The organism is Brachybacterium sp. GU-2, from assembly GCF_030866705.2.
Classification (GTDB): domain Bacteria; phylum Actinomycetota; class Actinomycetes; order Actinomycetales; family Dermabacteraceae; genus Brachybacterium; species Brachybacterium conglomeratum.
In genome coordinates this window covers 3177288-3202441 of sequence record NZ_CP133037.2, presented here as the reverse complement: position 1 = coordinate 3202441, position 25154 = coordinate 3177288, and the positions used below count along the sequence as shown (strand labels likewise).

The 25154-nt window shown below is 71.7% G+C and carries 26 protein-coding genes; 6 read left to right on the top strand and 20 right to left on the bottom strand.

Annotation, left to right across the window (positions count from 1 at the left end; all coding sequences use genetic code 11):
- Positions 1 to 17 precede the first annotated feature (17 nt).
- Positions 18 to 416 carry an MmcQ/YjbR family DNA-binding protein gene (locus RBL05_RS14705; RefSeq protein WP_308738850.1) on the bottom strand — a complete coding sequence of 133 codons (399 nt, stop codon included), beginning with the start codon at positions 414 to 416 and terminating at the stop codon, positions 18 to 20.
- Between the two features lie 87 nt (positions 417 to 503).
- On the opposite strand from RBL05_RS14705, the gene RBL05_RS14700 reads away from it, so the two are divergent.
- The 3 genes from RBL05_RS14700 (at position 504) to RBL05_RS14690 (ending at position 3577) form a co-directional block, all read left to right on the top strand.
- Entirely contained in the window at positions 504 to 704 is a 201-nt protein-coding gene (locus tag RBL05_RS14700) for a hypothetical protein (protein ID WP_308738851.1), read from the top strand.
- A gap of 149 nt (positions 705 to 853) precedes the next feature.
- Positions 854 to 1813, top strand: coding sequence for a nucleoside hydrolase (locus RBL05_RS14695; protein WP_308738852.1), 960 nt, complete (start codon positions 854 to 856; stop codon positions 1811 to 1813).
- A 624-nt stretch (positions 1814 to 2437) separates the two neighbouring features.
- Positions 2438 to 3577, top strand: coding sequence for a hypothetical protein (locus RBL05_RS14690; protein WP_318603867.1), 1140 nt, complete (start codon positions 2438 to 2440; stop codon positions 3575 to 3577).
- 416 nt (positions 3578 to 3993) lie between these two features.
- On the opposite strand, the gene RBL05_RS14685 is transcribed toward RBL05_RS14690, so the two are convergent.
- The 3 genes from RBL05_RS14685 to RBL05_RS14675 are packed head-to-tail and all read right to left on the bottom strand — an operon-like array spanning position 3994 to position 7675.
- On the bottom strand, positions 3994 to 4989 hold the full coding sequence (locus RBL05_RS14685) for a MaoC/PaaZ C-terminal domain-containing protein (protein WP_308738854.1): 996 nt from the start codon (positions 4987 to 4989) through the stop codon (positions 3994 to 3996).
- Entirely contained in the window at positions 4986 to 6326 is a 1341-nt protein-coding gene (locus RBL05_RS14680) for a 3-oxoacyl-ACP reductase (protein WP_308738855.1), read from the bottom strand. Before RBL05_RS14680 ends, RBL05_RS14685 begins: the two co-directional genes overlap by 4 nt.
- Before the next feature lie 26 nt (positions 6327 to 6352).
- Entirely contained in the window at positions 6353 to 7675 is a 1323-nt protein-coding gene (locus RBL05_RS14675) for an acetyl-CoA C-acetyltransferase (protein WP_308738856.1), read from the bottom strand.
- Between the two features lie 85 nt (positions 7676 to 7760).
- Here RBL05_RS14675 and RBL05_RS14670 point away from each other — a divergent pair, with 85 nt between their 5' ends.
- From RBL05_RS14670 to purL, 3 genes are all read left to right on the top strand, one after another.
- Positions 7761 to 8381, top strand: coding sequence for a TetR/AcrR family transcriptional regulator (locus RBL05_RS14670; RefSeq protein ID WP_308738857.1), 621 nt, complete (start codon positions 7761 to 7763; stop codon positions 8379 to 8381).
- Positions 8378 to 10552: an acyl-CoA dehydrogenase gene (locus RBL05_RS14665; RefSeq protein ID WP_308738858.1), complete on the top strand. Its 2175-nt coding sequence runs from the start codon at positions 8378 to 8380 to the stop codon at positions 10550 to 10552. The genes RBL05_RS14670 and RBL05_RS14665 overlap by 4 nt, the downstream gene beginning before the upstream one ends.
- A gap of 274 nt (positions 10553 to 10826) precedes the next feature.
- A complete protein-coding gene (gene purL / locus RBL05_RS14660; RefSeq protein ID WP_318603864.1) occupies positions 10827 to 13154 on the top strand; it encodes a phosphoribosylformylglycinamidine synthase subunit PurL in 2328 nt (775 codons plus the stop codon).
- A gap of 99 nt (positions 13155 to 13253) precedes the next feature.
- Here the strand turns inward: purL and RBL05_RS14655 are convergent, their stop codons facing one another.
- The 16 genes from RBL05_RS14655 to rpsH all read right to left on the bottom strand — a co-directional run bounded on the left by RBL05_RS14655 (position 13254) and on the right by rpsH (position 25094).
- Positions 13254 to 15674 (bottom strand): S-layer homology domain-containing protein, encoded by a 2421-nt coding sequence (locus RBL05_RS14655; protein WP_308738859.1) that lies wholly within the window; start codon positions 15672 to 15674, stop codon positions 13254 to 13256.
- A 276-nt stretch (positions 15675 to 15950) separates the two neighbouring features.
- The gene (gene rplQ, locus RBL05_RS14650; protein ID WP_318603862.1) at positions 15951 to 16448 is read right to left on the bottom strand and encodes a 50S ribosomal protein L17; all 498 of its coding nucleotides are present in this window, start codon (positions 16446 to 16448) and stop codon (positions 15951 to 15953) included.
- Positions 16449 to 16475: 27 nt separating this feature from the next.
- Positions 16476 to 17471 carry a DNA-directed RNA polymerase subunit alpha gene (locus RBL05_RS14645; protein WP_308738860.1) on the bottom strand — a complete coding sequence of 332 codons (996 nt, stop codon included), beginning with the start codon at positions 17469 to 17471 and terminating at the stop codon, positions 16476 to 16478.
- A 166-nt stretch (positions 17472 to 17637) separates the two neighbouring features.
- The gene (gene rpsK / locus RBL05_RS14640; protein WP_010550306.1) at positions 17638 to 18042 is read right to left on the bottom strand and encodes a 30S ribosomal protein S11; all 405 of its coding nucleotides are present in this window, start codon (positions 18040 to 18042) and stop codon (positions 17638 to 17640) included.
- A gap of 109 nt (positions 18043 to 18151) precedes the next feature.
- Positions 18152 to 18526, bottom strand: coding sequence for a 30S ribosomal protein S13 (gene rpsM, locus RBL05_RS14635; RefSeq protein WP_010550307.1), 375 nt, complete (start codon positions 18524 to 18526; stop codon positions 18152 to 18154).
- 220 nt (positions 18527 to 18746) lie between these two features.
- Positions 18747 to 18860, bottom strand: coding sequence for a 50S ribosomal protein L36 (rpmJ, locus tag RBL05_RS14630; RefSeq protein WP_010532506.1), 114 nt, complete (start codon positions 18858 to 18860; stop codon positions 18747 to 18749).
- Between the two features lie 22 nt (positions 18861 to 18882).
- Positions 18883 to 19104, bottom strand: a complete 222-nt coding sequence (infA, locus tag RBL05_RS14625; protein ID WP_010550308.1) for a translation initiation factor IF-1 — start codon at positions 19102 to 19104, stop codon at positions 18883 to 18885.
- 357 nt (positions 19105 to 19461) lie between these two features.
- On the bottom strand, positions 19462 to 20301 hold the full coding sequence (gene map, locus RBL05_RS14620) for a type I methionyl aminopeptidase (RefSeq protein ID WP_308738861.1): 840 nt from the start codon (positions 20299 to 20301) through the stop codon (positions 19462 to 19464).
- On the bottom strand, positions 20298 to 20906 hold the full coding sequence (locus tag RBL05_RS14615; RefSeq protein WP_308738862.1) for an adenylate kinase: 609 nt from the start codon (positions 20904 to 20906) through the stop codon (positions 20298 to 20300). Before RBL05_RS14615 ends, map begins: the two co-directional genes overlap by 4 nt.
- Positions 20903 to 22207 carry a preprotein translocase subunit SecY gene (secY, locus tag RBL05_RS14610; protein WP_308738863.1) on the bottom strand — a complete coding sequence of 435 codons (1305 nt, stop codon included), beginning with the start codon at positions 22205 to 22207 and terminating at the stop codon, positions 20903 to 20905. The genes RBL05_RS14615 and secY overlap by 4 nt, the downstream gene beginning before the upstream one ends.
- Before the next feature lie 155 nt (positions 22208 to 22362).
- Complete coding sequence (gene rplO / locus RBL05_RS14605; protein ID WP_010550312.1) at positions 22363 to 22830, bottom strand: 50S ribosomal protein L15; 468 nt, start codon at positions 22828 to 22830, stop codon at positions 22363 to 22365.
- A 5-nt stretch (positions 22831 to 22835) separates the two neighbouring features.
- Entirely contained in the window at positions 22836 to 23018 is a 183-nt protein-coding gene (gene rpmD, locus RBL05_RS14600; RefSeq protein WP_053917125.1) for a 50S ribosomal protein L30, read from the bottom strand.
- Complete coding sequence (gene rpsE / locus RBL05_RS14595; RefSeq protein ID WP_270409004.1) at positions 23015 to 23704, bottom strand: 30S ribosomal protein S5; 690 nt, start codon at positions 23702 to 23704, stop codon at positions 23015 to 23017. The genes rpmD and rpsE overlap by 4 nt, the downstream gene beginning before the upstream one ends.
- A gap of 37 nt (positions 23705 to 23741) precedes the next feature.
- Entirely contained in the window at positions 23742 to 24128 is a 387-nt protein-coding gene (gene rplR, locus RBL05_RS14590) for a 50S ribosomal protein L18 (protein ID WP_308738864.1), read from the bottom strand.
- Between the two features lie 2 nt (positions 24129 to 24130).
- Complete coding sequence (gene rplF, locus RBL05_RS14585; RefSeq protein WP_308738865.1) at positions 24131 to 24673, bottom strand: 50S ribosomal protein L6; 543 nt, start codon at positions 24671 to 24673, stop codon at positions 24131 to 24133.
- A 22-nt stretch (positions 24674 to 24695) separates the two neighbouring features.
- On the bottom strand, positions 24696 to 25094 hold the full coding sequence (gene rpsH / locus RBL05_RS14580) for a 30S ribosomal protein S8 (protein WP_010550317.1): 399 nt from the start codon (positions 25092 to 25094) through the stop codon (positions 24696 to 24698).
- Positions 25095 to 25154 lie beyond the last annotated feature (60 nt).

Below are 25154 nucleotides of genomic sequence, written 5' to 3'. Positions count from 1 at the left end.
GACCTCTCGCCTGCAGCTCAGCCCTCCCGCGCCTCCAGCTCCGCGATAAGCCGCGCCGGGGCGACGGTGCGATAGGACTCCTCGATCAGCTCGGCGAGCTCGACGAGGTCGGTCGCCTCGTCCAGGTCGATGCCGAGCCAGCCCGACGGCCCGAGATAGGCGGGCACGTAGCTGCGGGGCTCCTCGGCGAGCGCGGCCCGTTCTCGGGGCGGGAGGTGCAGCATCACGGACTGCTCATGAGGAACCCACTCCCCGTCGACCTTGAGGGATCCGCCGTAGTAGCAGTGCACCTTCACGGTGTGGAAGGCGGGCCGGCCATGGCTGATCTTCTCCCTCGCCCCGGGCAGGGCGAGGGCGATCTCCCGGACGCGCTCGAGCCACGGATCGTCGTCGTCGAACATCTGCGGATGCGCCATGGAGAGATCCTCCGCCCTCCTGCGACCCGAGGGAAGGGATTCCGGAAGCGGCCTCTGTCGCGCCGGGGAGCATGGTGGGATGGGCTCATGGACACCGCCCCCTTCGTCGTCGTCCTGCTCGTGGCGCTGATCGATCTCGTCCTCGCGGCCTGGTTCATCGGCCAGGGCCTGCGAGCCGGGGCGAACTCCGCCGAGGGCAGGCCCCGACTGCTGGTGGGGAGCATGCTGATCCCGGGCGCGCTCCTCATCGCCGGCCTCGCGTTCGCCCTGTTCGGGCCGCTGGGCTGACGAATTCCAGCGCCCCGAGAGCCCGGCGCTCTCCGCTTGTCGCACGATACGGGCGTCACCGGTCCGAGTCCGCACCGACGGGCGGCGCCGGCTGCCCCGACCGGTCGGCGGCCGGATCACGAGCGTCCGTGCCTCCGTAGGCTGACCCCATGGCACTTCCCCTCCTGGTCGACTGCGACACCGGCATCGACGACGCGATCGCCCTGACCTATCTCGCCTGCCGTGACGACGCGGAGATCGCCGGGATCGTCTCGACCGGCGGGAACGTCCCGGCCGCGACCGTGCACCGCAACAACCTCGCGCTCTCGGAGCTGCTGGGCCTGGACGCACCGGTCGCCCTCGGCGCGGACCGTCCGCTGGTCGAGCCGCCGATGTTCGCCGACGACACCCACGGCCCGGGTGGGCTCGGCCACGCCGTGCTGCCCGAGGCCGCGCGCGCGGAGCATCCCCGCACGGGGGCGCAGCTGTGGGTGGACCTGGCGCGGGAACGGCCCGGGGAGCTCGTCGGCCTGGTCCTCGGCCCGCACACGAATCTCGCACTCGCCCTCGAGATCGAGCCGGAGCTGCCGCGGCTGCTGCGCCGGCTGCACGTGATGGGCGGTGCGATCAACCATCGCGGCAACACCGGTGCGACCAGCGAGTGGAACATCGCGGTGGACCCGGAGGCGGCGCAGCGCGTGCTCGCGGCCTTCGCCTCGGCACCGCAGCTGCCGGTGCTGGGCGCGCTGCAGGCGACCGAGCAGATCGTCTTCACCGGGGCGGAGCTCGAGCGGCTCGAGGCCCTCGCCGCCCGCTCGGCGCAGCCGGTCGCGCGGATCCTCGCCGATGCGGTGCGCTTCTACTTCGAGTTCCATCAGGCTGACGGCTTCGGCTGGACCGCGCGCGTGCACGATCCGCTGGTCACCGCCCATGCCCTGACCGGCGAGTTCGCGAGCACTCGGCCGCTCCCCGTGGACGTCGAGCTCGCAGGGACGCTCACCCGTGGCCAGACCGTCGGCGACGAGCTGGGGCGATGGGGTCGGAGACCGACGGTGGAGCTGCTCGACGAGGTCCGGCCCGCCGAGTTCGTCGAGCACCTGCTGGGGACGCTCGAGGCCGGGCTGGGCTGAAGGTGCCGACGGCTCGGTCTCAGGCCGCGTCCTGCTCCGGTGGCCGTGCGCGTGAGCCAGTGGGCGGCAGGACCACGAGGTAGTCCACCCGGGCCGCTCTTCTCCCTGCGGGAGGATGCGGCCGCACTGTGCCCCCTGGTCGCGACGTCGCGGGCTCTGCGTCGGGAGCGGACCCTTCGCCGAGAGGCCGCGCGTCCTCGGGACGCACCTCGGCAGCCTGCACCTCGCCGTCCTCCTCCACTGCCTCCACTGCACGGAGCTCCGGCAGCGCGAGGAGTCGGTGCACCGGGGTGAGCCCGTCTTGGTCGGGCTCCGCGGCGGCTCCCTCGTCGACGTCCGGGACCGCCGGTGTCCTTCCCCCTTCCGCAGCGCCGTGCCGACGGGATCGAAATTCACCCCGCGCCGCCTTGCGGTCTGTCCGTAGCGGGTGGTCCATTCGACGGTGCGTCGGGTCCCGTCCTCGTCGGTGAGCACGCGGGCGGTCGCGCCAGCCGCCTCCTTCTGGTTGTCGGCGGCGCAGAGCCCGTTGCCGTTGTCGAGACTCGTCGGCCCGCCCTGCGCCCAGGGGACGATGTGGTCGATCTGCCGGATGCTCGCGTCGCAGTGCGGGGCGCGGCAGGTCTGGTGCGCGTAGCGGAGGAGGCGGCCGAGGCCGGCGGGGAACGCCCGCGCCCGGGACTCGGCGGCGACGAGCTGGCCTTCCTCCCTGTGCGCGTAGAGCATGCGCAGCGCGAGGACGACCTCGGGATCCGGGTGCTCGAGCGCGCGCAGCATCTCCTCGCGGATGTGCTCGTACGGGACCGCGCCGAGTCCTTCCACGGTCGCGGCGTCGGCATGGCCGGGCGCGAGCAGGGAGCGGTCGGTGATGATCACGCCGATGTCGACCACGGGCAGCTCGCCTCCCTCGCCGCGGCCGAGGACCGTGTCGGCGAGGAGATCGGCCATGATCTGCTGGTGACCGCGCCGGTCGCCGTCGGCCCGCGACCGCTCGGCGGCCACCGACAGCGTCTTGCGGATCCGCGCGGCGTCGAGGCCGGGCAGATGCGCGGTCAGGGTCGCCATGCCGTGCCGTCCGCGGCGTACGGTGACGCTGCGCTCCCGTCGCGCCACGCGGTGACGCGCGGCCGCACCCTCGGGGTCCAGCGCGTGGAGGATCCGCGCGGCCTCGTCGCCCCATTCCCCCGGTCCGCAGTCTTCGAGGTCCGCGAGATGCGCGCCGAGGATCCGGTCCACCTGCTCCCGCTGCGCGGGGGTCGCCGGCCCCATCGCGCGCCCCACCTGGTGGCCGGCGGAGGGCATCGCCCGCCCCTGGGCGAGGGCCCGGAGCACACGGGGCATCGAGCGGACGAGCCGCCTGCACGAGGACATGCTCTGCCCCGCGGCCGATGTGGACTTCTTCAGCGCAGCTGCAGCCTCCGCACGCGCGACCTTCTGCGCCTGCTGGGGCGTCTCCCCGCGCTCGAGGCTGTCGGCGGCGACCGCCGCCTCGAGACGGACGAGGGCACGCGCCTCGATCGCCGCCACCGCGCCGGAGAGCTTCCGCAGCTCCGTCAGCAGGGCGATCGTCCGCTGCGCGTCGAGCGCCTCGAGATCGGCCGATCCCCGCTCCCCGAGCCGTGCGAGCGCCGCTTTGGCCTGGACGACGTCGATGCCGTCGACGACGAGCTCCTCGACCCCCGCGACGAGGCTCGGCGCGCCCCCGGGCCGACGGGACTCCCCGTCGGGCTCCGGAGGCTCGACGGCCCCACCGCGCGAATCGAATGACATGCCTGTATTTTCGCATGTCTGTTCGACGAACGAAAGAGCTGCGCCATCACTACTGATCAGTAGTCTGGAATTGTGGACAAACATCCTGTGTGGAGGAGACAGAACGCTCACGCACTTCACAGCTCCGGGACCGAGCGCCGCGATCAGACCGAAGCGACAGACATCGCCAGTACGACACCGTTTCGAACACCGCCAGTCTCCTGTTCGCGTTGTCGACGGATCACCGCTCGAAGAATCAGCAGGAGCCCCGACAGCGAGAGCGGCGGTGGTCGACGGGAGCATCCCGTCGACCACCGCCGCTACAGACTCCGAGGCCGAGGTCTCCGGTCCCTCAGGGGCTCGCCCCCGCCCTGCCCACCGCTCACAGGATGAGCGGCGAGGGCACCGCCGAGACCGTCCCGACCCCGCCCCGTCTACCGCTCGAGCGTCGTCACCTCGACCTCGAAGCAGCGCCGCGGCCCCTTCTCGCCGCGGGCGGGCTTCCAGCCCACGCACCGTGCGGTCCCGGCCGATGGATCGTCCTCGAAGGCGACGAGCACGGAGCCGGGCAGCGTGACCGGGGCGTCGAAGCTGACGTCCCAGCGCAGCGGCTTCGACAGGTCCACCCTCGCCTCGGTGAAGGCGCGCGAGGCGGTGTACATCCCGTGCGCGATCGCCGAGGGGAAGCCGAAGGCCTTCGCGGTGACGGCGGAGAGGTGGATCGGGTTCACGTCGCCTGAGACGGCGCCGTAGCGCCGTCCGATGTCCGCACCGAGCACCCAGCGGCCCGTCGGCTGCGGCGGCACGAAGTCGCGCCGCGACCGCCCGCCGTCCGAGGGCGCGTCGTCCGACGGAGCGGTGCCCGAGGGCTCCGCCGCGGCCGGCTTCCCGCCCTTGACGAGATAGGTGGAGACGTCGGTGGCGATGATCTCGCCGTCCTCGCCGAGGATCGTCGAGACCGCCTCGAAGGTGCGGCCCTTGCGGTGCGGGCGCAGGTCCCGCACCCGGCACTCGACGTCCACGAGATCGTCCACCTTCACGGGCCGGTGCTGGAGCACCTGGTTGCGCAGGTGGACGAGGCCCAGCAGCGGGAAGGGGAAGTCGCGCCGGGCCATGAGCGCGAGCGAGACGGGGAAGGCGAGCACGTGCAGCACGCCGGGGTGGACCAGGTCCGTCGCGGGACCGCCCATCAGGTGGTCGAAGTCGCGGGCGCGCTCGGCGTCGATCCGCACCTTTCTCACCCGGTAGGCGATGTTCGGCAGCGTGTCCGCGCCGCCGCCCTTTCCGCCCTTTCCGCGCTTCCCGCCGAGGCGGGAGCGGGGGTCGAGCGCGGCGGCGTAGATCGCGGGGAACGAGGGGACGTCGGAGAGGTCCTTGACCTGCTCCGGCGCGTTCTCGGCGCGCGCCGCGGCGCCCTGCCGCGCCCTCACTTGCCCACCATGTTCTGGCCGCACACGCGCAGGGTCTCGCCCTGCACGCCGCCCGCCTCGTCGCTCGCGAGGAAGGCGATCGCCTCGGCGACGTCGACGGGCAGGCCGCCCTGCTGCAGCGAGTTCACGCGCCGGGCGACCTCGCGGGTCAGCGGCGGCATCTTCGCGGTCATCTCGGTCTCGATGAAGCCGGGCGCGACCGCGTTCGCGGTGCCGCCGAGCGGGGCGAGACGACCCGAGAGCGCGTCGACGAAGGCCATCACGCCCGCCTTGGACGCGGCGTAGTTGGTCTGGCCGCGGTTGCCGGCGATGCCGCTGGTGGAGGCGAGCGAGACGATGCGCGGCTGCGCGCCGAGCACGTTCCCGGCCTCGAGCAGGGCCTCGGTGAGCGCGATCTGGCTGGTAATGTTCACGGCGAGCACGGGGTCCCAGCGGTCCGGGGTCATGTTGGCGAACAGTTTGTCCCGTGTGATGCCGGCGTTGAGCACCAGCACGTCGAGGGTCAGCCCCTTCTCACGCAGGAACTCGACCACGCGGCGCCCGGCGTCGGCCGAGGTGACGTCGAGCTGGAGCGGGATCGCGCGCAGCTCGTTGGCCAGGCGCGCGAGCTCGGTGCCCGCGCCGGGGACGTCGAGCACCACGAGCCGTGCGCCGTCGGCCGCGAGCGTGCGGGCGATCGCCGCGCCGATGCCGCGCGCGGCCCCGGTGACCAGCGCCGTGCGCCCGGCGAGCGGGAGCGAGGCGTTCTCGGTCGTGCTGCCCGCCTCGGTGGAGACGGTCAGCAGCTGACCGGTGATGAAGGCGCTGCGGGCGGAGAGGAAGAAGCGCAGCGCGCCGACGGCGCCGGGGGCGTCGACACCGACCCCGTCGGCCAGCAGGATGCCGTTGGCGGTCGCGCCGCCGCGCATCTCGTGCGCGACCGAGCGCAGGAACCCCTCGACACCGCCGCGGGCGGCATCGCGCGCAGGCTCCTCGCCCGTCGCCGGGCGGGAGATCGTCACCAGGCGCGCGCCCGGTGCGAGGGCGCGCATCGCGCCGGCGAGCGGGAGCAGCAGCGGCCCGAGCTCCGCGGGCGCGGAGAGCTCGTCGGCCACGACGATCACGGAGCCGATCGAGCGCAGGCCCTCGACACGGCGGCGCACGTCGACGCCGCCCTCGAGGAGTCGGTGTGCGACCGCGTCGGCGCCGGCCGAGGCGCCGAGCACGACGACGGGGCCGAGCACGGGCTCGGGGCGGTCCTCCCGGCGCAGGAGCCGGGAGGGGCGGGGCAGGCCCAGCTGCTTGGCGAGCATGCCGCCGGGGGCGGAGCGGATGAAGCGGGTGTAGGCGTCGGCCATGGGGACCTCCGTGAAGGGTCGGGGTGTCAGTCGGTGACGGACTCGAGCAGCATGACCGTGCCCTGACCGGCGGCGGCGCAGACCGAGATCAGGCCGCGCTGGACCCGGCCGGTCTCCTTCGCCCGCTCGTGCAGGAGCTTGGCGAGGGTCGCGACGAGGCGGCCGCCGGTCGCGGCGAAGGGGTGGCCGGCGGCGAGGGAGGAGCCGGTGATGTTCAGCCGCGAGCGGTCGATCGCGCCGAGCGGCGCGGAGCGGCCCAGGCGCTCGCGGCAGAACTCCTCGGACTCCCAGGCCTTGAGCGTGGTCAGCACGGTGGAGGCGAAGGCCTCGTGGATCTCGTAGAGGTCGAGGTCCTGCAGGGCCAGGCCGTTCGCGTCCAGCAGCTCGGGGACCGCGTAGGCGGGGGCCATGAGCAGGCCCTCGTCGCCATGGGCGAAGTCGACGGCGGCGCTGCGCGCGTCGACCACGCGGGCGAGCGGGGTGAGGCCGCGCTCGGCGGCCCACTCGGCGCTGCCCAGCAGCACGGAGGAGGCGCCGTCGGAGAGCGGGGTGGAGTTGCCGGCGGTCATCGTCGGCTCTGCGACCTGCGGCGACTTCACGCCGAAGACGGGCTTGAGGGTGCCGAGCTTCTCCAGGGTCGAGTCGGCACGCAGGTTCTGGTCGCGGGCGAGGCCGCGGTAGCCGGTGACGAGGTCGTCGAGGAACCCGGCGTCGTAGGCGGCGGCGAGGTTCTTGTGGGAGGCGAGCGCGAGCTCGTCCTGGGCCTCGCGGGTGATGCCCCACTGCGCGGTGGTCAGCGCCTGGTGCTCGCCCATGGACAGGCCCGTGCGGGGCTCGCCGTTGCGGGGCGGGACCGGGGCGAGGTCCGCGGGGCGGATCGCGGAGAGCGCCTTGACGCGCTGCATCGCGGTCCTCGCCGCGAAGGCGCGGTGGAGGATGCGGCGCAGGCGCGGGGTGACCTCGATCGGCGAGTCGGAGGCGGAGTCGACGCCGCAGGCGATCGCGGAGTCGATCTGGCCCAGACGGATCCGGTTGGAGACGTGCAGGACGGTCTCGAGGCTGGTCGCGCAGGCCTTGGACATGTCGACGGCGGGGGTGCGGGGGTCCAGCGGCGTGCCCAGCGCGCTCTCGCGGGTGAGGTTGAGGTCGCCGGCGAGCTTCAGCACGGCGCCGCCGGCGACCTCGCCGAGCTTCTCGCCCTGGAGCGAGTAGCGGGCGACGAGGCCCTCGAGCGCGGCGGTGAGCAGGTCCTGGTTGGAGATCCCGGCGTAGGGCCCGCCGGAGCGGGCGAACGGGATCCGGTTGCCGCCGAGGATCAGCGCATCGCGCGGGGAGTCGGTGGGGGTCACTGTGGGGCACCTCTTCGTGGTCACGGGGACGGATCGTCGGGAAGGACTTTACATAGAACCGTCGGTACTTGATACCCTAGGTTCTGTGAATGCGACGACGCAAGCCCCCGTGGACGGGCGCTCAGCCCGCTGGGCCCAGCACCGAGAGCAGCGACGTGCCGAGCTGCTGGACGTGGCCCGGCATCTGATCCACGAGCGCGGCCCCGACGTGACGATGGAGGACATCGCCGCGGCCTCGGGCACCTCGAAGTCCATCGTCTACCGGTACTTCGAGGACAAGTCCCACCTCCAGCGCGACCTGGGCCGCAGCATCCTCCAGGCGATGCACGACAAGCTGCTCGCGGAGATGCGCGTGCTCGAGGAGCGGATGGGCCGCGAGCCCGCGCCCGAGGAGCGCATCCACGCGATGATCCGCGCCTACGTCGCGACCGCGCAGCGCTCCCCCGGCGTGTACCGCTTCGTCACCCGCCCCAGCGACGGGCTGAACCACTTCCTCGACTCCGTGACCCGCATCATCACGACCTTCCTCCCCGCCGGGACCCCCTCGCCGCAGATCTGGGCGACCGGCGCGGTGGGCTTCGTCGAACGGGCCGTGGACACCTGGATGAACGACCTCGAGGCCGCCGACGGCGCCCCGACCACCCTCACCTCCGATCAGCTCGTGACCCACCTGGTCACCTGGCTGATGAAGGGACTGCACGCATGACCGCCGAGACCTCCACCACCACATCCGCCCCCGCGCCCGCCGCCGCGAGAGCCGCCGACGCCGCCGCGAGCCCCACGCCGACCGGCCCGATCCCGGTCCCCGCCGACGGCAGCCCCCGCCTCGACGTCGAGATGGTCTCCGAGGCGCTGCTGGGCAGCTGGGCCGACGCTCGGCGCGACGCCCGCGAGCGGGCGGCCCGCCCCGAGATGCACCGCCCGATCGACGCGAGCGTCGCCGAGCACCGGGAGCGGGTCTTCGGCCAGCTCCGGACCCTCGCCGAGGAAGAGGTCTCGCTGCCGATGCTCCCCGAGCACCTCGGCGGCCCGAACGACAACGGCGCCAACGTCGCCGCCTTCGAGGAGCTGGTCGTCGCCGACCCGTCCCTCCAGATCAAGGCCGGCGTGCAGTGGGGGCTGTTCACCTCCGCGATCGTGCAGCTGGGCGACGAGGAGCAGCAGAAGGCCTGGGTGCCGGGCGCCATGAACCTAAAGACCCCCGGCGCTTTCGCGATGACCGAGATCGGGCACGGCTCCGACGTGCAGTCCCTCGCCACCACGGCGACCTTCGACCCCGAGGGCGGCGAGGACGGCGAGTGGGTCATCAACACCCCCTTCCGCGCCGCGTGGAAGGACTACCTCGGCAACGCCGCGATCCACGCGAGGGCCGCCACGGTCTTCGCGCGCCTGATCACGAACGGCGTCGACCACGGCGTGCACTGCTTCTACGTGCCGGTGCGCGATGCGCAGGGGAACCTCCTGCCCGGCGTGCAGAGCGAGGACGACGGCGAGAAGGGCGGCCTGAACGGCATCGACAACGGTCGCCTCGCCTTCGACCACGTGCGCGTCCCGCGCCGCAACCTGCTGAACCGCTACGGGGACGTCGCCGCGGACGGCACCTACTCCTCCCCCATCGACTCCCCCGGGCGGCGCTTCTTCACGATGATCGGCACGCTCGTGCAGGGCCGCGTCTCGCTCGACGGCTCCGCGATCCGCGCCTCGCAGCTCGCCCTGCACATCGCGATCACCTACGCCACCCAGCGCCGCCAGTTCACCGCCGCCGACCCGACGCGCGAGACCGTGCTGATGGACTACCAGGCGCATCTGCACCGCCTGCTGCCGAAGCTCGCCGCGACCTACGCGGGCGCCTTCGCGCACGAGCAGCTGCTGCATGCCTTCGACGACGTATTCTCCGGCCGCGGCGACACCCCCGAGGGCCGCGAGGACCTCGAGACCCTCGCTGCGACGCTCAAGCCGACCTCCACCTGGCTCGCCCTGGACACCATCCAGGAGTGCCGCGAGGCCTGCGGCGGCTCCGGCTTCATGGCCGAGAACCAGCTCGTCGGGCTCCACCAGGACCTCGACGTGTACGCGACCTTCGAGGGCGACAACACGATCCTGCTGCAGCTGGTCGCCAAGCGGCTGCTGTCGGACTACACCTCCGAGCTGAAGAACGTGGACCGCGCCGGGATCGGCCGTTTCATCTCCCAGCGCGCCGAGGTGCTCGCCAAGCGCCACACCCCCTGGGCCCGCCTCGGCCAGAGCGTGAGCGACCGCGGCAACGCGCGCCGCGCCTTCGACTCGATGCGTAGCGCCGAGTTCCAGGAGGAGATGCTCGCCGACCGCGCCAGGATCAAGGTCGAGGAGGTCGCCCTCGCCCTGCGCAGCACCGCGAGGATGAGCCCGGCCGACGCCGCCGCCGAGGTCAACAAGCACCAGGTCGAGATGCTCGACGCCGCCCGCGCGCACGCCGATCTCGTGCGCTGGCGGGCGTTCACCGCCGGGATCGAGGCGCTCGAGGACGAGGGCTCGAAGGCGGTGCTCACCGACGTCCGGGACCTGTTCGGCCTCACCGCGATCAACGACGACCTCGCCTGGTTCCTGCTCAGCGGGATGATCTCCACCCAGCGCGGCCGCCAGATCGAGGGTGACCTGCGCCGACTGCTGTGGCGCCTGCGCCCGCACGTGCTGGACCTGGTCGCGGCCTTCGACATCCGGCCGGGCCACGTTCGGGCGCCGATCGCGCTCGGCGGGGAGCAGGAGCGCCAGGACGAGGCCGCCGCGTACTTCCGCGCGCAGCGGGCGAGCAGCGACGCGCCCGTGAGCGAGAAGGCGCTGCGCGATGCGGAGAAGCGAGCGCGTCGCGGCGAGGGGAGGAAGGGCTCCTCGCGCTGACGCCCCGAGCGCTGACGGTCAGAGCGCTGACAGGCCGAACGCCGAGCGCCTGACCAGCACGGGCCGGGAGAGCGGCCGACGGGACGAGGTCCCCGTCGGCCGCTCTTCCCGTGCGCGCCGCCCCGCCGGATGCCGTTCCGGTCTCACTCCCGATCTCAGCGCTTGCCCCGGGCGCCCCTGCCGTCCGTGTCGCTCGTAGACTGGGGGCACCCTGCGCCGGGCCGCGAGGCCCGCCGCTCCCCCAGCCCTCGTGACGAACGGACCCGACCCCGCGATGACCGCTGAGACCACTCCCACCTCCCCCCACGGCCACACCGCGGAGTCCGACACCGTCGAGAACGCTTCCGCGACGCCGGACCAGGTGCAGCCCTATGCGGAGCTCGGGCTGAAGGACGACGAGTACGCGAGCATCCGCGCGATCCTGGGCCGTCGCCCCACCAACGCCGAGCTCGCCATGTACTCGGTCATGTGGTCCGAGCACTGCTCCTACAAGTCCTCGAAGAAGCACCTGCGCACCTTCGGGAAGCACACCACCGACGCGATGCGCGAGAAGCTGCTGGTGGGCATGGGCGAGGACGCCGGCGTCGTCGACATCGGCGACGGCTGGGCGGTGACCTTCAAGGTCGAGTCCCACAACCACCCCTCCTACGTCGAGCCGTACCAGGGCGCCGCGACCGGCGTGGGCGGCATCGCGCGCGACATCATCTCGATGGGCGCCCGGCCCGTCGCAGTCATGGACCAGCTGCGCTTCGGCGCGATCGACCACCCCGACACCGCCCGGGTGGTCCACGGCGTGGTCGCCGGCGTGGGCGGCTACGGCAACTCCCTCGGCCTGCCGAACATCGGCGGCGAGACCGTCTTCGACGCCTCCTACCAGACCAACCCGCTGGTCAACGCGCTCGCAGTGGGCATGATGCGCCACGAGGACATCCGCTCCGGCGCCGCGACCGGCGCGGGCAACAAGGTGGTCCTCTTCGGCGCCCGCACCGGCGGGGACGGGATCGGCGGCGCCTCCATCCTCGCCTCGGAGACCTTCGAGGAGGACGGGCCGCTGAAGCGCCCGAGCGTCCAGGTGGGCGATCCCTTCATGGAGAAGGTCCTCATCGAGTGCTGCCTCGAGCTGTATGCGGCCGGCACCGTCGCTGCCATCCAGGACCTCGGCGCCGCGGGCATCTCCTGCGCGACCTCCGAGCTCGCCGCCAACGGCGGCTCAGGCATGCACATCCACCTCGAGGAGGTGCTGCTGCGCGACCCGACCCTCACCGCTGGGGAGATCCTCATGAGCGAGTCGCAGGAGCGCATGATGGCGGTCGTCCCGCCGGAGAAGCTCGACGAGTTCCAGGCGATCGCCGCGAAGTGGGACGTCGAGGCGGCCGTGATCGGCGAGGTCACCGGCGACGGCCGCCTCACCATCGACCACCACGGCGAGCGGATCGTGGACGTGGACCCGGCGACCGTCGCGATCGACTCCCCCGTCTACGACCGGCCCTACGCCCGCCCCGACTGGCAGGACGCCCTCCAGGCCGACCGCGCCGAGGCCCTCCCCCGCCCCGAGGGCGCCGAGGAGATCCTCGCGCAGATCCGCACGCTGATCGCCTCCCCGAACCTCGCCTCCCCGGGCTGGGTCACCGACCAGTACGACCGCTACGTCGGCGGGAACACGGCGCTGGCCATGCCCGACGACGCCGGCGTGCTGCGCATCGACGAGGAGACCGGACGCGGCATCGCGCTCGCGACCGACGCGAACGGCCGCTACACCAAGCTCGACCCCCGCACCGGCGCGCAGATCGCCCTGGCCGAGGCGTACCGCAACGTCGCGACCGCCGGGGCGACGCCGCTGGCGATCACGGACTGCCTGAACTTCGGCTCGCCCGAGGACCCGGGCCCCATGTGGCAGCTGGTCGAGGCGATCGGCGGGCTCGCCGAGGCGTGCGAGGCGCTCGAGGTGCCCGTCACCGGCGGCAACGTCTCGCTGTACAACTCCACCGGCGAGCCGGGCCTGATCGACTCCGCGATCCACCCCACCCCCGTGGTGGGCGTGCTGGGCGTGTTCGAGGACGTCTCGCGCCGCGTCCCCTCCGGCTGGCAGGACGAGGGGCAGGCGGTGCTGCTGCTGGGCACGACCCGCGAGGAGCTCTCGGGCTCGGCGTGGTCCGACGTGATCCACCAGCACCTCGGCGGGCTGCCCCCGCAGGTCGACCTCGAGGCCGAGCGCACGCTCGCCCGCGTGCTGATCGCCTCCTCCGAGCAGCATTTCGCCGCCGCTGCGCACGACCTCTCCGAGGGGGGTCTCGTCCAGGCCCTGGTCGAGGCCGTGGTCCGCTTCGGGACCGGTGCCCGTATCGACCTCGCCGCCCTGCTCGCGCGCGACGGCGTGGATCTCGTCTCCGCTCTGTTCTCCGAGTCGCAGGCCCGAGCGCTGGTCGCCGTGCCGACGGAGTCCGAGGAGCTGTTCCTCGCCCTCGCCGCCGAGCACGGCGTGCCCGCGCTGCGCCTCGGCACCACGGGCGGGGACGCCCTGGAGATCGACGGGCTCGGCGCCTTCTCCGTGGGCGAGCTGCGGGAGCTGCGCGAGGGCACCCTGCCGCGGTACTTCGGCTGAGCGAAAGCAGCTGAGCCGCTACGACGACGGGGCGCGCGAGCCGAGAGCTCGCGCGCGCCGTCGCCCATCCGTCGGTTTCGTCTGCGGCTCAGGCGTCGCTCAGCCGATCACGCCCTGGAAGCGGGTGAGCAGCGCGGCCAGACGTTCGTGGTTCACCGGATCGCCGGGCTTGAAGGAGCGACCCCAGCCGGCGGAGATGCCGGTGTCCGCCATCCAGGCGATCTCGGTCGCGTACGACGAGCTCTTCGACACGTCCGAGAACTCATAGGCCCGCGCCGGCGACCACTTCGGGCTCCCGGCCCCCCGGTGCAGGAAGCGGGAGAGCTCGTCACGACGCACCGCGGCCGACGGACGGAAGCTGCCGTCCGAGAAAGGCTCGAGGATCCCCTTCGAATGCGCCCACGTGACCTCGCGGTACTGCGCGTGCCGCGGGGTGATGTCGGAGAACGGGGAGCGCGTGGGCGGCGTGAAGCTCGGCGATCCCAGGAGCCGGTACAGGAAGGTGATCGCCTGGTTGCGCGTGGTCGCGTCCTTGACCCGGAACTTCCGCCCCGACCAGCCGGGGATGATCCCCTGCTCACGCAGGTCGTGGATCTCCAGGAAGTACTGGTGGGTGACGGGGACGTCAACGAAGTAGGGGGTGACGAAGCGGTTGCGCCCGTCCTCCCGCACCGCCATCCCCTCGTCGAAGCGCTGCGTGTGGCGATCACCGGCGCTGACGTGGTCCTCCAACGGCCTGCCCCAGGACGGCCGCCAGCTGCGGCGGATCGAGTCGGTGGTGGTCGCCGCCCGTGCCGAGAGGCCCGGGCCGGACACGATGAGGCCCTCGGAGAGGCGGGTGATCGTGTGGTCGCCCTCCTTCTGCGCCGAGGTCAGCACCGTGCCCAGCGTCGAGGCGCCGCCGTGGTCCGCGAAGGCGCGCAGATGGAAGCGCCACCCGGAGTCGATCCGGGTCTGGATCCCCCAGCGCAGGTCGTCCATCGCGCTGTAGAGGGCGTCGCCGGGGCACGAGGTCGTGTTCACGTCACGGTGCCCGAAGAACCTCGGCAGGCTCACCGTGGTGCCGCGCTTCCAGCGGGTGCCGTCCACGCCGACCGTCCAGGAGCTCTTCGCCTTCACGTCGTCGAGGAAGGTGGACAGCAGCTTCCAGGCGGCCACCCGCATCACGGCCTCCCGCGCCTCGGTGCTGGCCTTGAGCGAGGAATGGTCGCCCATCACGGAGATGCCGAAGCTGCCGGTGTTGAACCCCAGGGCGTGGGCGCCGTTCACGTTGCGCGTGAGGCCGCCGTGCCGCCCCTCGTAGATCTGCCCGTAGCGATCCACCAGCACGTTGTACCCGATGTCCGCCCAGCCCAGCACCCGCACGTGATAGTCGAAGATGCCGCGGATCTGCTGAGCGGCCTGGGACCGCGAGTAGTTGTTGGTCCCGGCGGTGTGGTGCAGCACCACGGACTTCAGGGCGGAGCTCGTGGAGGTCGAGCGGGTCGCGCTCTCCGTCGCGCCCCACTGCGCCCGGGTGATCATCGGCGGCGCGCCGGGGATCCCGAGATCCTTCGGGGCCAGCGCCATCGGCGGGAACGGACCCCGGGCAGGCACCGCTGCGCCCTGGACTCCGGCGCCGCCGACGCCGCCTCCCACGCCGCCGGTGTCGGAGGGCTCGCCACCACCGCCGTCGGAGGGGTCTGCCCCGCCCCCGTCGGAGGGGCCCGCCCCGCCGCCGTCGGAGGGAACAGGCGCGGAGCCGGGCTGCCCGTCCTCGCCGGTCTCCTCGGGGGCGGCGGTCTCCTCGGCGCGCCGCTGCGGGGTCTCCTGCGGCGCGGTCGGCTCGGCCGACGCGCTCGCAGCCTCCTCGCCATCGCGTTCACGCGCGACCTCGTCGGCCGGGATCCCGCCCTCGTCCAGCGCCATCGGGGCCTGCTTGGGATCCTCGGGGAAGTCGATGAGATGGACGTACAGGCCCTCGGTCGCGTCCGCGCCGTCCAGCTCGCCGATCACCTCGACCTCGGTGACGTCGGCGAAGAACACCGGCTCCGTGCCGCTGCTGCGCACCCCGGTGTCGAGGTCGACGGCGACCTCGAGCTCGTGCCAGGGACTCCAGGCCCCGTCGACCTGCAGGCCGCGCGCCGAGACGGCCGGCTCGACGTCCCCCTCGTCCCAGGTGATGCCGACCAGCGCCGCAGGGTGACCGACCACCCTACGGACCTGGCGCCCATCGCGCTCCACGAGCTCTGCCTCCCGCAGCGCGATGGTGGTGGTGCGCGGCTCGGCCGCGCGTCGGCCGGTGCCGCCCTGCGCGGGCGGCTGGTCCTCGTGGGCGCCGTCGGGGTCCGGCTCCCCCTCGGCGCGGGCGACGCCCGTGGCCAGCATCGCAGCGCCGGCCAGCGCCGATCCCGCGAACACCGAACGGCGGCGCAGGGAGGAACCGGCGGGTGGGGCGTCTCCGCCCAACTGCCCGAGGACCGGGGCGGACGGTGCGGGGAGGGCGGGGTGCGACGACGAGGAGGAAGGGTGCTGCGTCATGGTGGGGTCACTCCGGAGGATGGGGAACGGGACGCCGGCCATGCCTGCGAAGTGCGGGACCTGCCTGGCCACACCGCTGCACGCCGACCGCACACACCGTACTGCACCGCCCCCTGCCTCTCGAGGTCCCGTCGGCGGTGAGCACCGTCAGCGGCCCCGGACGGGAGTCGGCGGGGCCTCGGCGACGCTGCGGAGGGGCGGGGACGACGACGAGGGCGGACCGTCGGGATCCCTCCCGTCGGTCCGCCCTCGTGATCAGGCGGGATCAGACGCTGCTCAGGCGTCGTCCTCCCCGGCCGTCGCGGCCTCCTCGCCCTGCGGTGCGGTGCTCTCCTCGGCGGCGGGCTTCTCGTCGGCCTTGGACGCGTTCTTCGCGGCGCCCTCGGCCTCCTTCACCACGGACTGCTTCGCGGAGTACTCCTCCGTGACCAGCTCGATGACGGCCATCGGGGCGTTGTCGCCCTTGCGGGGGCCGACCTTGGTGATGCGGGTGTAGCCGCCGGGACGCTCGGAGAAGGTCGGAGCGATCTCCTCGAAGAGCTGGTAGACGACGCCCTTGTCACGGACGGTCTGCATCACGCGGCGACGGGAGGCGAGGTCGCCCTTCTTCGCCTGGGTGATCAGACGCTCCGCGTGGGGGCGGAGGCGCTTGGCCTTGGTCTCGGTGGTGGTGATCCGGCCGTGACGGAACAGCTCGGTGGCGAGGCCCGCGATGATCATCCGCTCGTGCGCGGGGGATCCGCCGAGGCGCGCGCCCTTGGTGGGTGCAGGCATGGTCGTTCTCCTTGGTGGAAGTGAAGGTCAGTACTGGTCGCCGAAGTCGTCGGAGTAGGAGTCCAGGGCAGCGGGGTCGAACCCGGCCGGGGAGTCCTTCAGCGACAGCCCGAGCTCGGCGAGCTTCGCCTTGACCTCGTCGATGGACTTCTGTCCGAAGTTGCGGATATCGAGCAGGTCCGCCTCGGAGCGGGCGGTCAGCTCGCCGACGGTGTGGACGCCCTCGCGCATCAGGCAGTTGTACGAGCGGACCGTGAGGTTCAGGTCGTTGATCGGCAGGGCCAGATCAGCGGCCATCGCCTGGTCGGTGGGCGAGGGGCCGATCTCGATGCCCTCCGCCTCCTGGTTCAGCTCGTGGGCCAGGCCGAACAGCTCGACCAGGGTCTTGCCCGCCGAGGCCACCGCGTCGCGGGGGCTGATGGCCGGCTTGGTCTCGACGTCGACGATGAGCTTGTCGAAGTCGGTGCGCTGCTCGACACGGGTCGCCTCGACCTTGTAGGTCACCTTCAGCACGGGCGAGTAGATCGAGTCGACCGGGACCCGGCCGATCTCTCCGTCGACGCCCTTGTTCTGCGCGGCGGAGACGTAGCCGCGGCCGCGCTCGACGATCAGCTCGACCTCCAGGCGGCCCTTCTCGTTGAGGGTCGCGATGTGCAGGTCGGGGTTGTGGATCTCCACGCCGGCCGGCGGGGTGATATCGGCGGCGGTGACGCGGCCGGCCTCCTCGCGGCGCAGGTACATCACGACCGGCTCGTCGTTCTCCGAGGAGACGACGAGGTTCTTGATGTTGAGGATGACCTCGGTGATGTCCTCCTTGACGCCGGGGACGGTGCTGAACTCGTGCAGCACGCCGTCGATGCGGATCGAGGTGACCGCGGCGCCGGGGATGGAGGACAGCAGGGTGCGGCGCAGGGAGTTGCCGAGGGTGTAGCCGAAGCCCGGCTCGAGCGGCTCGATGACGAACCGGGAGCGGTTGTCCGACACGACCTCTTCGGTCAGCGTGGGGCGCTGTGCAATGAGCACTGTGGATCCTTTCGGCGAGCGTCCGCCATATGACGCTCAGAAGGGGGCGGTGGGCCTGGAAGACGGGGGTGACCCGCGAGGGGTCCGGGGACGCCGGGCGCGGGAGACCCCGCCCGACACGGTCGACCGTGACGAGCGGGGCGTCCCGTCGTCACGGTCGACGGGATCAGACGCGGCGGCGCTTGGCCGGACGGGTGCCGTTGTGCGGCTGCGGGGTGACGTCCTGGATCGAGCCCACCTCGAGGCCGGTCGCGGTGAGCGAGCGGATCGCGGTCTCGCGGCCCGAGCCCGGGCCCTTCACGAAGACGTCGACCTTCTTCAGGCCGTGCTCCTGCGCCTGGCGCGCGGCGGCCTCGGCGGCCATCTGCGCGGCGTACGGGGTCGACTTGCGCGAGCCCTTGAAGCCCACCTGGCCGGCGGAGGCCCAGGAGATGACGGCGCCGGTCGGGTCCGTGATGGACACGATGGTGTTGTTGAACGTGCTCTTGATGTGGGCCTGGCCGTTGACGATGTTCTTCTTGTCCTTGCGGCGCGGCTTGCGCGCAGCGGCCTGACGGGTCTTGGTTGCCATGCGGCAGAACTCCTCTGGTGGTGTGGGGGTGCGCCGGTTCCCTCAACGGCGCGAAGTGACTGCGGGCTCCGGGCACGGAGCCGGGCGGCCGATCAGCGGAAGCCGCGGATCAGCGAGCCTTCTTCTTGCCGGCGACCGTGCGCTTCGGACCCTTGCGGGTGCGCGCGTTGGTCTTCGTGCGCTGACCGTGGACGGGCAGGCCGCGGCGGTGGCGCAGCCCCTGGTAGCTGCCGATCTCGACCTTGCGGCGGATGTCGGCGGCCACCTCGCGGCGGAGGTCGCCCTCGACCATGTAGTTCGCCTCGATGTGATCGCGGAGCTGGACGAGCTCCTCGTCGCTCACCTCACGGACGCGCTTGTCACCGGAGACGCCGGTCGCTGCGAGGGTCTCCTGGGCGCGCGTGCGTCCCATGCCGAAGATGTACGTCAGGGCGACCTCGAGGCGCTTCTCGCGCGGAAGGTCCACTCCCACCAGACGTGCCATGTGCAGATTCTCCTACTGTCTCGGAGGCCTGAGCCGACACCTCGCCGGGACTGTCTCCCCGACGCCGCAGCCTCCGTCCTGCGGGTGACCGGCCGATGCCGGTGGTGTCGTCTCTTCACTTGTGTGGTGCCCGCGATGCGGGCGCGATGCCCCGCGCTGCGGGGCGTGCCGCCTGACGGCGGCTGTCACGGCAGGAGCCGGGACGGGCGGATCGCTCCGCTCAGCCCTGGCGCTGCTTGTGACGGGGGTTCGAGCAGATGACCATGACGCGCGAGTGGCGACGGATCACCTTGCAGTTGTCACAGATCGGCTTGACGCTCGGCTTGACCTTCATAGCTTTCCTTCTCCCGGGACGATCACTTGTAGCGGTAGACGATGCGGCCCCGGTCGAGGTCATAGGGGCTCAGCTCGACGACCACACGGTCCTCGGGAAGGATGCGGATGTAGTGCTGGCGCATCTTTCCGGAGATGTGCGCGAGCACCATGTGCCCGTTGTCGAGCTCGACGCGGAAGCGCGCGTTCGCGAGCGCCTCCGTGACCGTGCCCTCGACCTCGATCACTCCGTCCTTCTTCGCCATGCCTCCCCAATCTCCCGCCTCCGGCGAAGCCGGGGCCGAGTTCCGCGTACTTGGTTCCTGGTTCCCCAGGCCCTGCACACCGACCGTCGGGTGACGGTACGGTGATCGACGAGGGTGGCGCCGAGGCAGCGCGTCGGCCTCGCCCTGCGGCCTCGAGGACCTGCCGGACGGACGGCACGACGGGACTGCACGAGCACACGTTCGCACGCGCGATCGGAGCACACCCGATGGACCAGCCTACACGCGAGGTCCGGATTCGGCGAGGGCCGACGCGATGATGCCCATCACGTCGGCCCCGCTCCCCCTCCGCGCCCGTGGACGGGACGACCCCGCAGCGGGCGGACGGAGCCTGCCGGCTCAGGCCGCGAGGGGATCGGGCGCGGCGACGACCCCGCGCCGGGCGAGCTCGGCCGCTCCCCCGTCGCCGGCGGTCAGCACCAGCAGCCCCTGCTCGGTCACGGCGACCGAGTGCTCGGCGTGGGCGGCGCGGCCGCCGCAGGTGGCGCGGACCGTCCACTCGTCGTCCTCGAGCTCCCAGTTCCCCTGGCCCTGGATCAGCATCGGCTCGATCGCGACGCACAGACCCGGGCGCACCTTCGGTCCGCGGGAGCGGACCCGGTAGTTCATGACATCGGGCGCCTGGTGCATCGCGGTGCCGATGCCGTGGCCGCCGAAGCCCTCGAGGTGGGAGAGGGACTCCCCCGCCGCCTGCTCGACGTAGTCCTCGATCGCGGCGCCGACGTCGCCCACGCGCTCGGCGGTGGCGAGCGCCGCGATCCCGGCCCAGAGCGCCTCCTCGGTGATCCGCACCAGGTCCTCGTCGCCGACCGAGCGGGGCCGGCCGACGATGTGGGTACGGGCCGCGTCCGAGTGCCAGCCGTCGATGATCAGGCCCCCGTCGATGGAGACGACGTCCCCCTCCTCGAGGGGGCGGGCGTCGGGGATGCCGTGGACCACCACGTCGTTGACGCTGATGCAGAGCGTGGCCGGGTAGCCCTGGTAGCCCAGGAAGTTCGGTGTCGCCCCCGCGTCGCGGATCATCGTGTGGGCGAGGGAGTCGAGCTCGTCCGTGGTGATCCCGGGGCGGATCTCGGACTCGAGCATGTCGTGGACGCGGTGCAGGAGGTGGCCGCTGCGCCGCATCACCGCGATCTGCTCGGGCGTCTTCCACTCCACCCGTTCGGGCAGGAGGCTCATCGGGCGCCGAGGGCCTCGCGCAGCGCGGCGGTGACCTCGTCGATCGGGGCCATGCCGTCCACGCGGCGCACCAGGCCGCGCTGCTCGTAGACGTCGATCAGCGGGGCGGTCTGCTCGGCGTAGACCTCGAGGCGGCGTCGGATCGTCTCCTCGGTGTCGTCGCTGCGGCCCTGCTCGGCGCCGCGCGCCAGCAGGCGCTGCACGACCTCCTCCTGCTCGACCACGAGCAGCAGCACGAGGTCCAGCGGGGTGCCGAGCTCGGCGAGCATGTCGTCGAGCGCCTCGACCTGGTCGAGGGTGCGGGGGTACCCGTCCAGCAGGAAGCCGTCCCGGGCGTCGGCCTCGGCCAGGCGCGAGCGGACCATGTCGTTGGTGACGGAGTCCGGGACGTACTCGCCCTTGTCCATGTAGGACTTCGCGAGGACGCCGAGCTCGGTCTGCCCCGAAACGTTCGCGCGGAAGATGTCGCCGGTGGAGATCGCGGGGATCGAGAGCTCCTCCGCGATGCGCACGGCCTGGGTGCCCTTGCCCGCTCCGGGCGGGCCGACGATCAGCAGGCGACGGGCGGGGGCGGTCGAGCCGTTCGAGGCGGTGGGGGTGGTCACCGGAGAATCCCTTCGTAGTGGTGCTGCTGGAGCTTCGCGTCGATCTGCTTGACGGTGTCCAGTCCCACGCCGATCACGATCAGGAGGGAGACGCCGCCCAGCGGGAAGTCCTGCGAGGTGCCGAGGTAGAACAGCGCGACCAGCGGGATCAGGCAGATCACCGCGAGATAGACGGCGCCGCCGCTCTGGATGCGGTTGATGACGTAGCGCAGGTAACGCTCGGTGGGCCTGCCCGCGCGCACGTTGGGGACGAAGCCGCCGTACTTCTTCATGTTGTCGGCGATCTCCTCCGCGTTGAAGGTGATCGAGACGTAGAAGAACGCGAAGAAGACGATCAGCGCCACGTAGACCACCGCGTAGATCCACGAGAAGGACTGGCCGAGGACGAGGTGCGAGTTGATCCACTGCACCCATCCGGCCGACGGGTCGCCGAAGGAGGCGGCCATCTGCGGCAGCGCGAGGATCGAGGAGGCGAAGATGACGGGGATGACGCCGGCCTGGTTGACCTTGATCGGGATGTAGGTCGAGGTCCCGCCGTACATGCGCCGTCCCACCATGCGCTTGGCGTACTGCACGGGGATGCGGCGCTGGGACTGCTCGACGAAGACCATGCCGACCATGATCAGCAGGCCCACGAGCATCACGAGGGAGAAGGTGATCCAGCCCTTGAGCTGCCAGACCTGCCCGAAGGCGGAGGGGAAGCTCGCCGCGATGGACGAGAAGATCATCAGCGACATGCCGTTGCCGACGCCGCGCTCGGTGATCATCTCGCCCATGAACATGATCAGGACGGTGCCGACGGTCATGGTCATGACCATGAGCAGCAGGGTCGGGATCGACTGGTCGGGGACGAGCTCGAGGGTGCAGCCGACGAAGAAGTTGCCCGAGCGCACCAGCGTGATGATCGTGGTGGCCTGGAGGACGCCCAGGCCGATCGTGAGATAGCGGGTGTACTGGGTGAGCTTGGCGGTGCCGGAGGCGCCCTCCTTGTGGAGTGCCTCGAACCGCGGGATCACCACGCGCAGGAGCTGCACGATGATCGAGGCGGTGATGTACGGCATCACGCCGAGGGAGAAGATGGACAGCTGCAGCAGCGCGCCGCCGGAGAACATGTTGACCATGCCCAGCACGTTGGCGCCCTGGCCCGAGGCGGCCTGATCCGCGCACATCATGACGTTGGTGGCGTCGAATCCCGGGGTGGGGATGAAGACGCCGAGTCGATAGACGGCGATCAGACCGAGCGTGAAGAGGATCTTCGCCCTCAGCTCGGGGGTGCGCAGCGCGCGCACGAACGAGTTCACCTGATTCCCTCCTGGAGGTCCTGGGACGGGGCCGAGGCGGTGGTCGGCCGTCCTGCGGCCGCGTGGTGCACGCGGACTCTCGGACCGGCCCTGGAATGACGACAGGGCACCGCGGCTCAGACTAAGTCTGTGCCGCGGTGCCCGTCAAAAAGATGTCACGCGGTGGTGACGGACCCGCCGGCCGCCGCGATCTTCTGCTCCGCCGAGGCGGAGAACTTCTGAGCGGTGATGTCGAGCTTGACGCTCACCTCTCCCTGGCCCAGCACCTTCACGGGCTGGTTCTTGCGGACAGCGCCCTTGGCGACGAGGTCCTCGACCGTGACGGTGCCGCCCTCGGGGAACAGCTCCTGCAGGGTCGACAGGTTCACGACCTGGTACTCGACGCGGAAGGGGTTGGTGAAGCCGCGAAGCTTCGGCAGCCGCATGTGCAGCGGCATCTGCCCGCCCTCGAAGCCGACGGGCACCTGGTAGCGGGCCTTGGTGCCCTTGGTGCCTCGACCGGCCGTCTTGCCCTTCGAAGCCTCACCACGGCCGACGCGGGTGCGCGCGGTCTTGGAACCGGGCGCGGGGCGCAGGTCGTGGAGCTTCAGAGGGGTTGCTGCGTTCTGGTCCTCGATGCTCATGAGATTCACTCCACCTCTTCGAACGTCACCAGGTGGGTGACGGTGCGGATCATGCCGCGGATCTCGGGGCGGTCTTCCTTCACCACCGTGTCACCGATGCGCTTGAGGCCGAGGCCGCGCAGGGTGGCTCGCTGGCTCTGGGTGCCGCCGATCTCGGAACGGGTCTGGGTGACCTTGATCTGCATCACGCACCCACCTTCTCGGCACGGGCCGCGGCGCGACCCTCGGCCTGGGCCCGCAGGAGCGCCGCCGGGGCGACGTCCTCGACCGCGAGACCACGACGCGCGGCCACGGCCTCCGGCTCCTCGAGCTGCTTGAGGGCGTCGACGGTGGCCCGCACGATGTTGATCGCGTTGGTCGAGCCGAGCGACTTGGAGAGCACGTCGTGCACTCCGGCGCACTCGAGCACGGCGCGGACCGGACCGCCGGCGATCACGCCGGTGCCGGGGGCTGCCGGGCGCAGCAGGACGACGCCCGCCGCATCCTCGCCCTGGACCGGGTGAACGACGGTGCCCTGGACGCGTGGGACGCGGAAGAAGTTCTTCTTCGCCTCCTCGACGCCCTTGGAGATCGCCGCCGGCACCTCCTTGGCCTTGCCGTAGCCGACGCCGACGGTGCCGTCACCGTCGCCGACCACCACGAGGGCGGTGAAGGCGAAGCGACGGCCGCCCTTGACGACCTTGGAGACGCGGTTGATGCTCACGACGCGCTCCAGGAACGCCGACTTCTCGGCGTCCTGACCGCGACCGCGACCACCCTGACGGCCGCCGCGGTCGCCGCCCTGGCGGCCGCCGCGCTCGTTGTTGCTGTTGCTGGTGTTGTCGTCCCGTCGGCCGGAGGCCGCGGGACCGTTGCTACGCTGCTGTGCAGCCATATTCAGATCCTCTTCTCGTCCTGTGTCCGGGCGGCGGTCACAGCGCCAGGCCGGCCTCGCGGGCGCCGTCGGCGACGGCGGCCACGCGGCCGTGGTACTTGTTGCCACCGCGGTCGAAGACGACCGCGTCGATGCCGGCGGCCTTGGCGCGCCCGGCGACCAGGGTGCCGACGGTGCGGGCCTTGTCCGACTTCGTCGCCTCGGCGCCGCGGAGGTCCGCCTCCATGGTGGAGGCCGACGCGATGGTCTTGCCGAGGGAGTCGTCGACGACCTGCACGAAGACGTGACGCGACGAACGGGTGACCACCAGGCGCGGACGCTGGGCGGTGCCGATGACGCGGCGACGGACGCGGAGGTGACGACGACCGCGCGAGCGCAGCTTGCTGCCGCGGTTGCCCTTGGTGTGCTTGAGTGCGTAACCCATGGTCACTTACCAGCCTTTCCGGCCTTGCGGAGCACGACCTCGTCGGCGTACCGCACGCCCTTGCCCTTGTAGGGCTCCGGCGGACGGATCCCGCGGATCTTCGCGGCCACGTGCCCGACCTGCTGCTTCGAGATGCCGCTGACCGAGAACTTGGTCGGCGACTCGACGGCGAAGGTGATGCCCTCGGGCGCCTTCACCGTGACGGGGTGGGAGAAGCCGAGCGCGAACTCGAGGTCCGTGCCCTTCGCGACGACGCGGTAGCCCGTGCCGACGATCTCCAGCTTCTTCGTGAAGCCCTCGGTGACGCCGAGGACGATGTTGTTGATGAGCGTGCGGGTCAGACCGTGCAGCGCACGGCTCTCCTGCTCGTCATCGGGACGCGAGACGACGATGTTGCCCTCGTCGTCGCGCGTGACGGTCAGGGGCGCGGGCACCTCGTGGGTGAACTCGCCCTTGGGGCCGGTCACCGTGACGGTGCGGTCCTCGATGGTGACGTTCTGGACAGAGGCCGGCACTGCGACCGGCAGGCGTCCGATGCGGGACATAGCTAGTGGTCTCCTCTCCCGCTCACCAGATGTAGGCGAGGACTTCCCCACCCACACCCTTCTTGGCAGCCTGCTTGTCGGTCAGGAGGCCGGAGGACGTGGACAGGATCGCCACGCCCAGTCCGCCGAGGACCTTGGGCAGGTTGGTGGACTTCGCGTACACGCGCAGGCCCGGCTTCGAGATGCGGCGGATCCCGGAGATGGCGCGCTCGCGGCTGTCGGAGTACTTGAGCTCGAGGACGAGCGACTTGCCCACCTCGGCCTCCTCCTCACGCCAGCCGAGGATGTAGCCCTCTGCCTTCAGGATGTCCGCGATGCGGGCCTTGAGCTTCGAATACGGCATGGACGCGGTCTCGTGGTACGCCCCGGAGGCGTTCCTGATCCGCGTGAGCATGTCCGCGATCGGGTCGGTCATGGTCATGTCTGTTGCTTCTTCCTCACCTGGTTTCCCCTACGCCCCGTGACGGGGCCGTGGGACCTG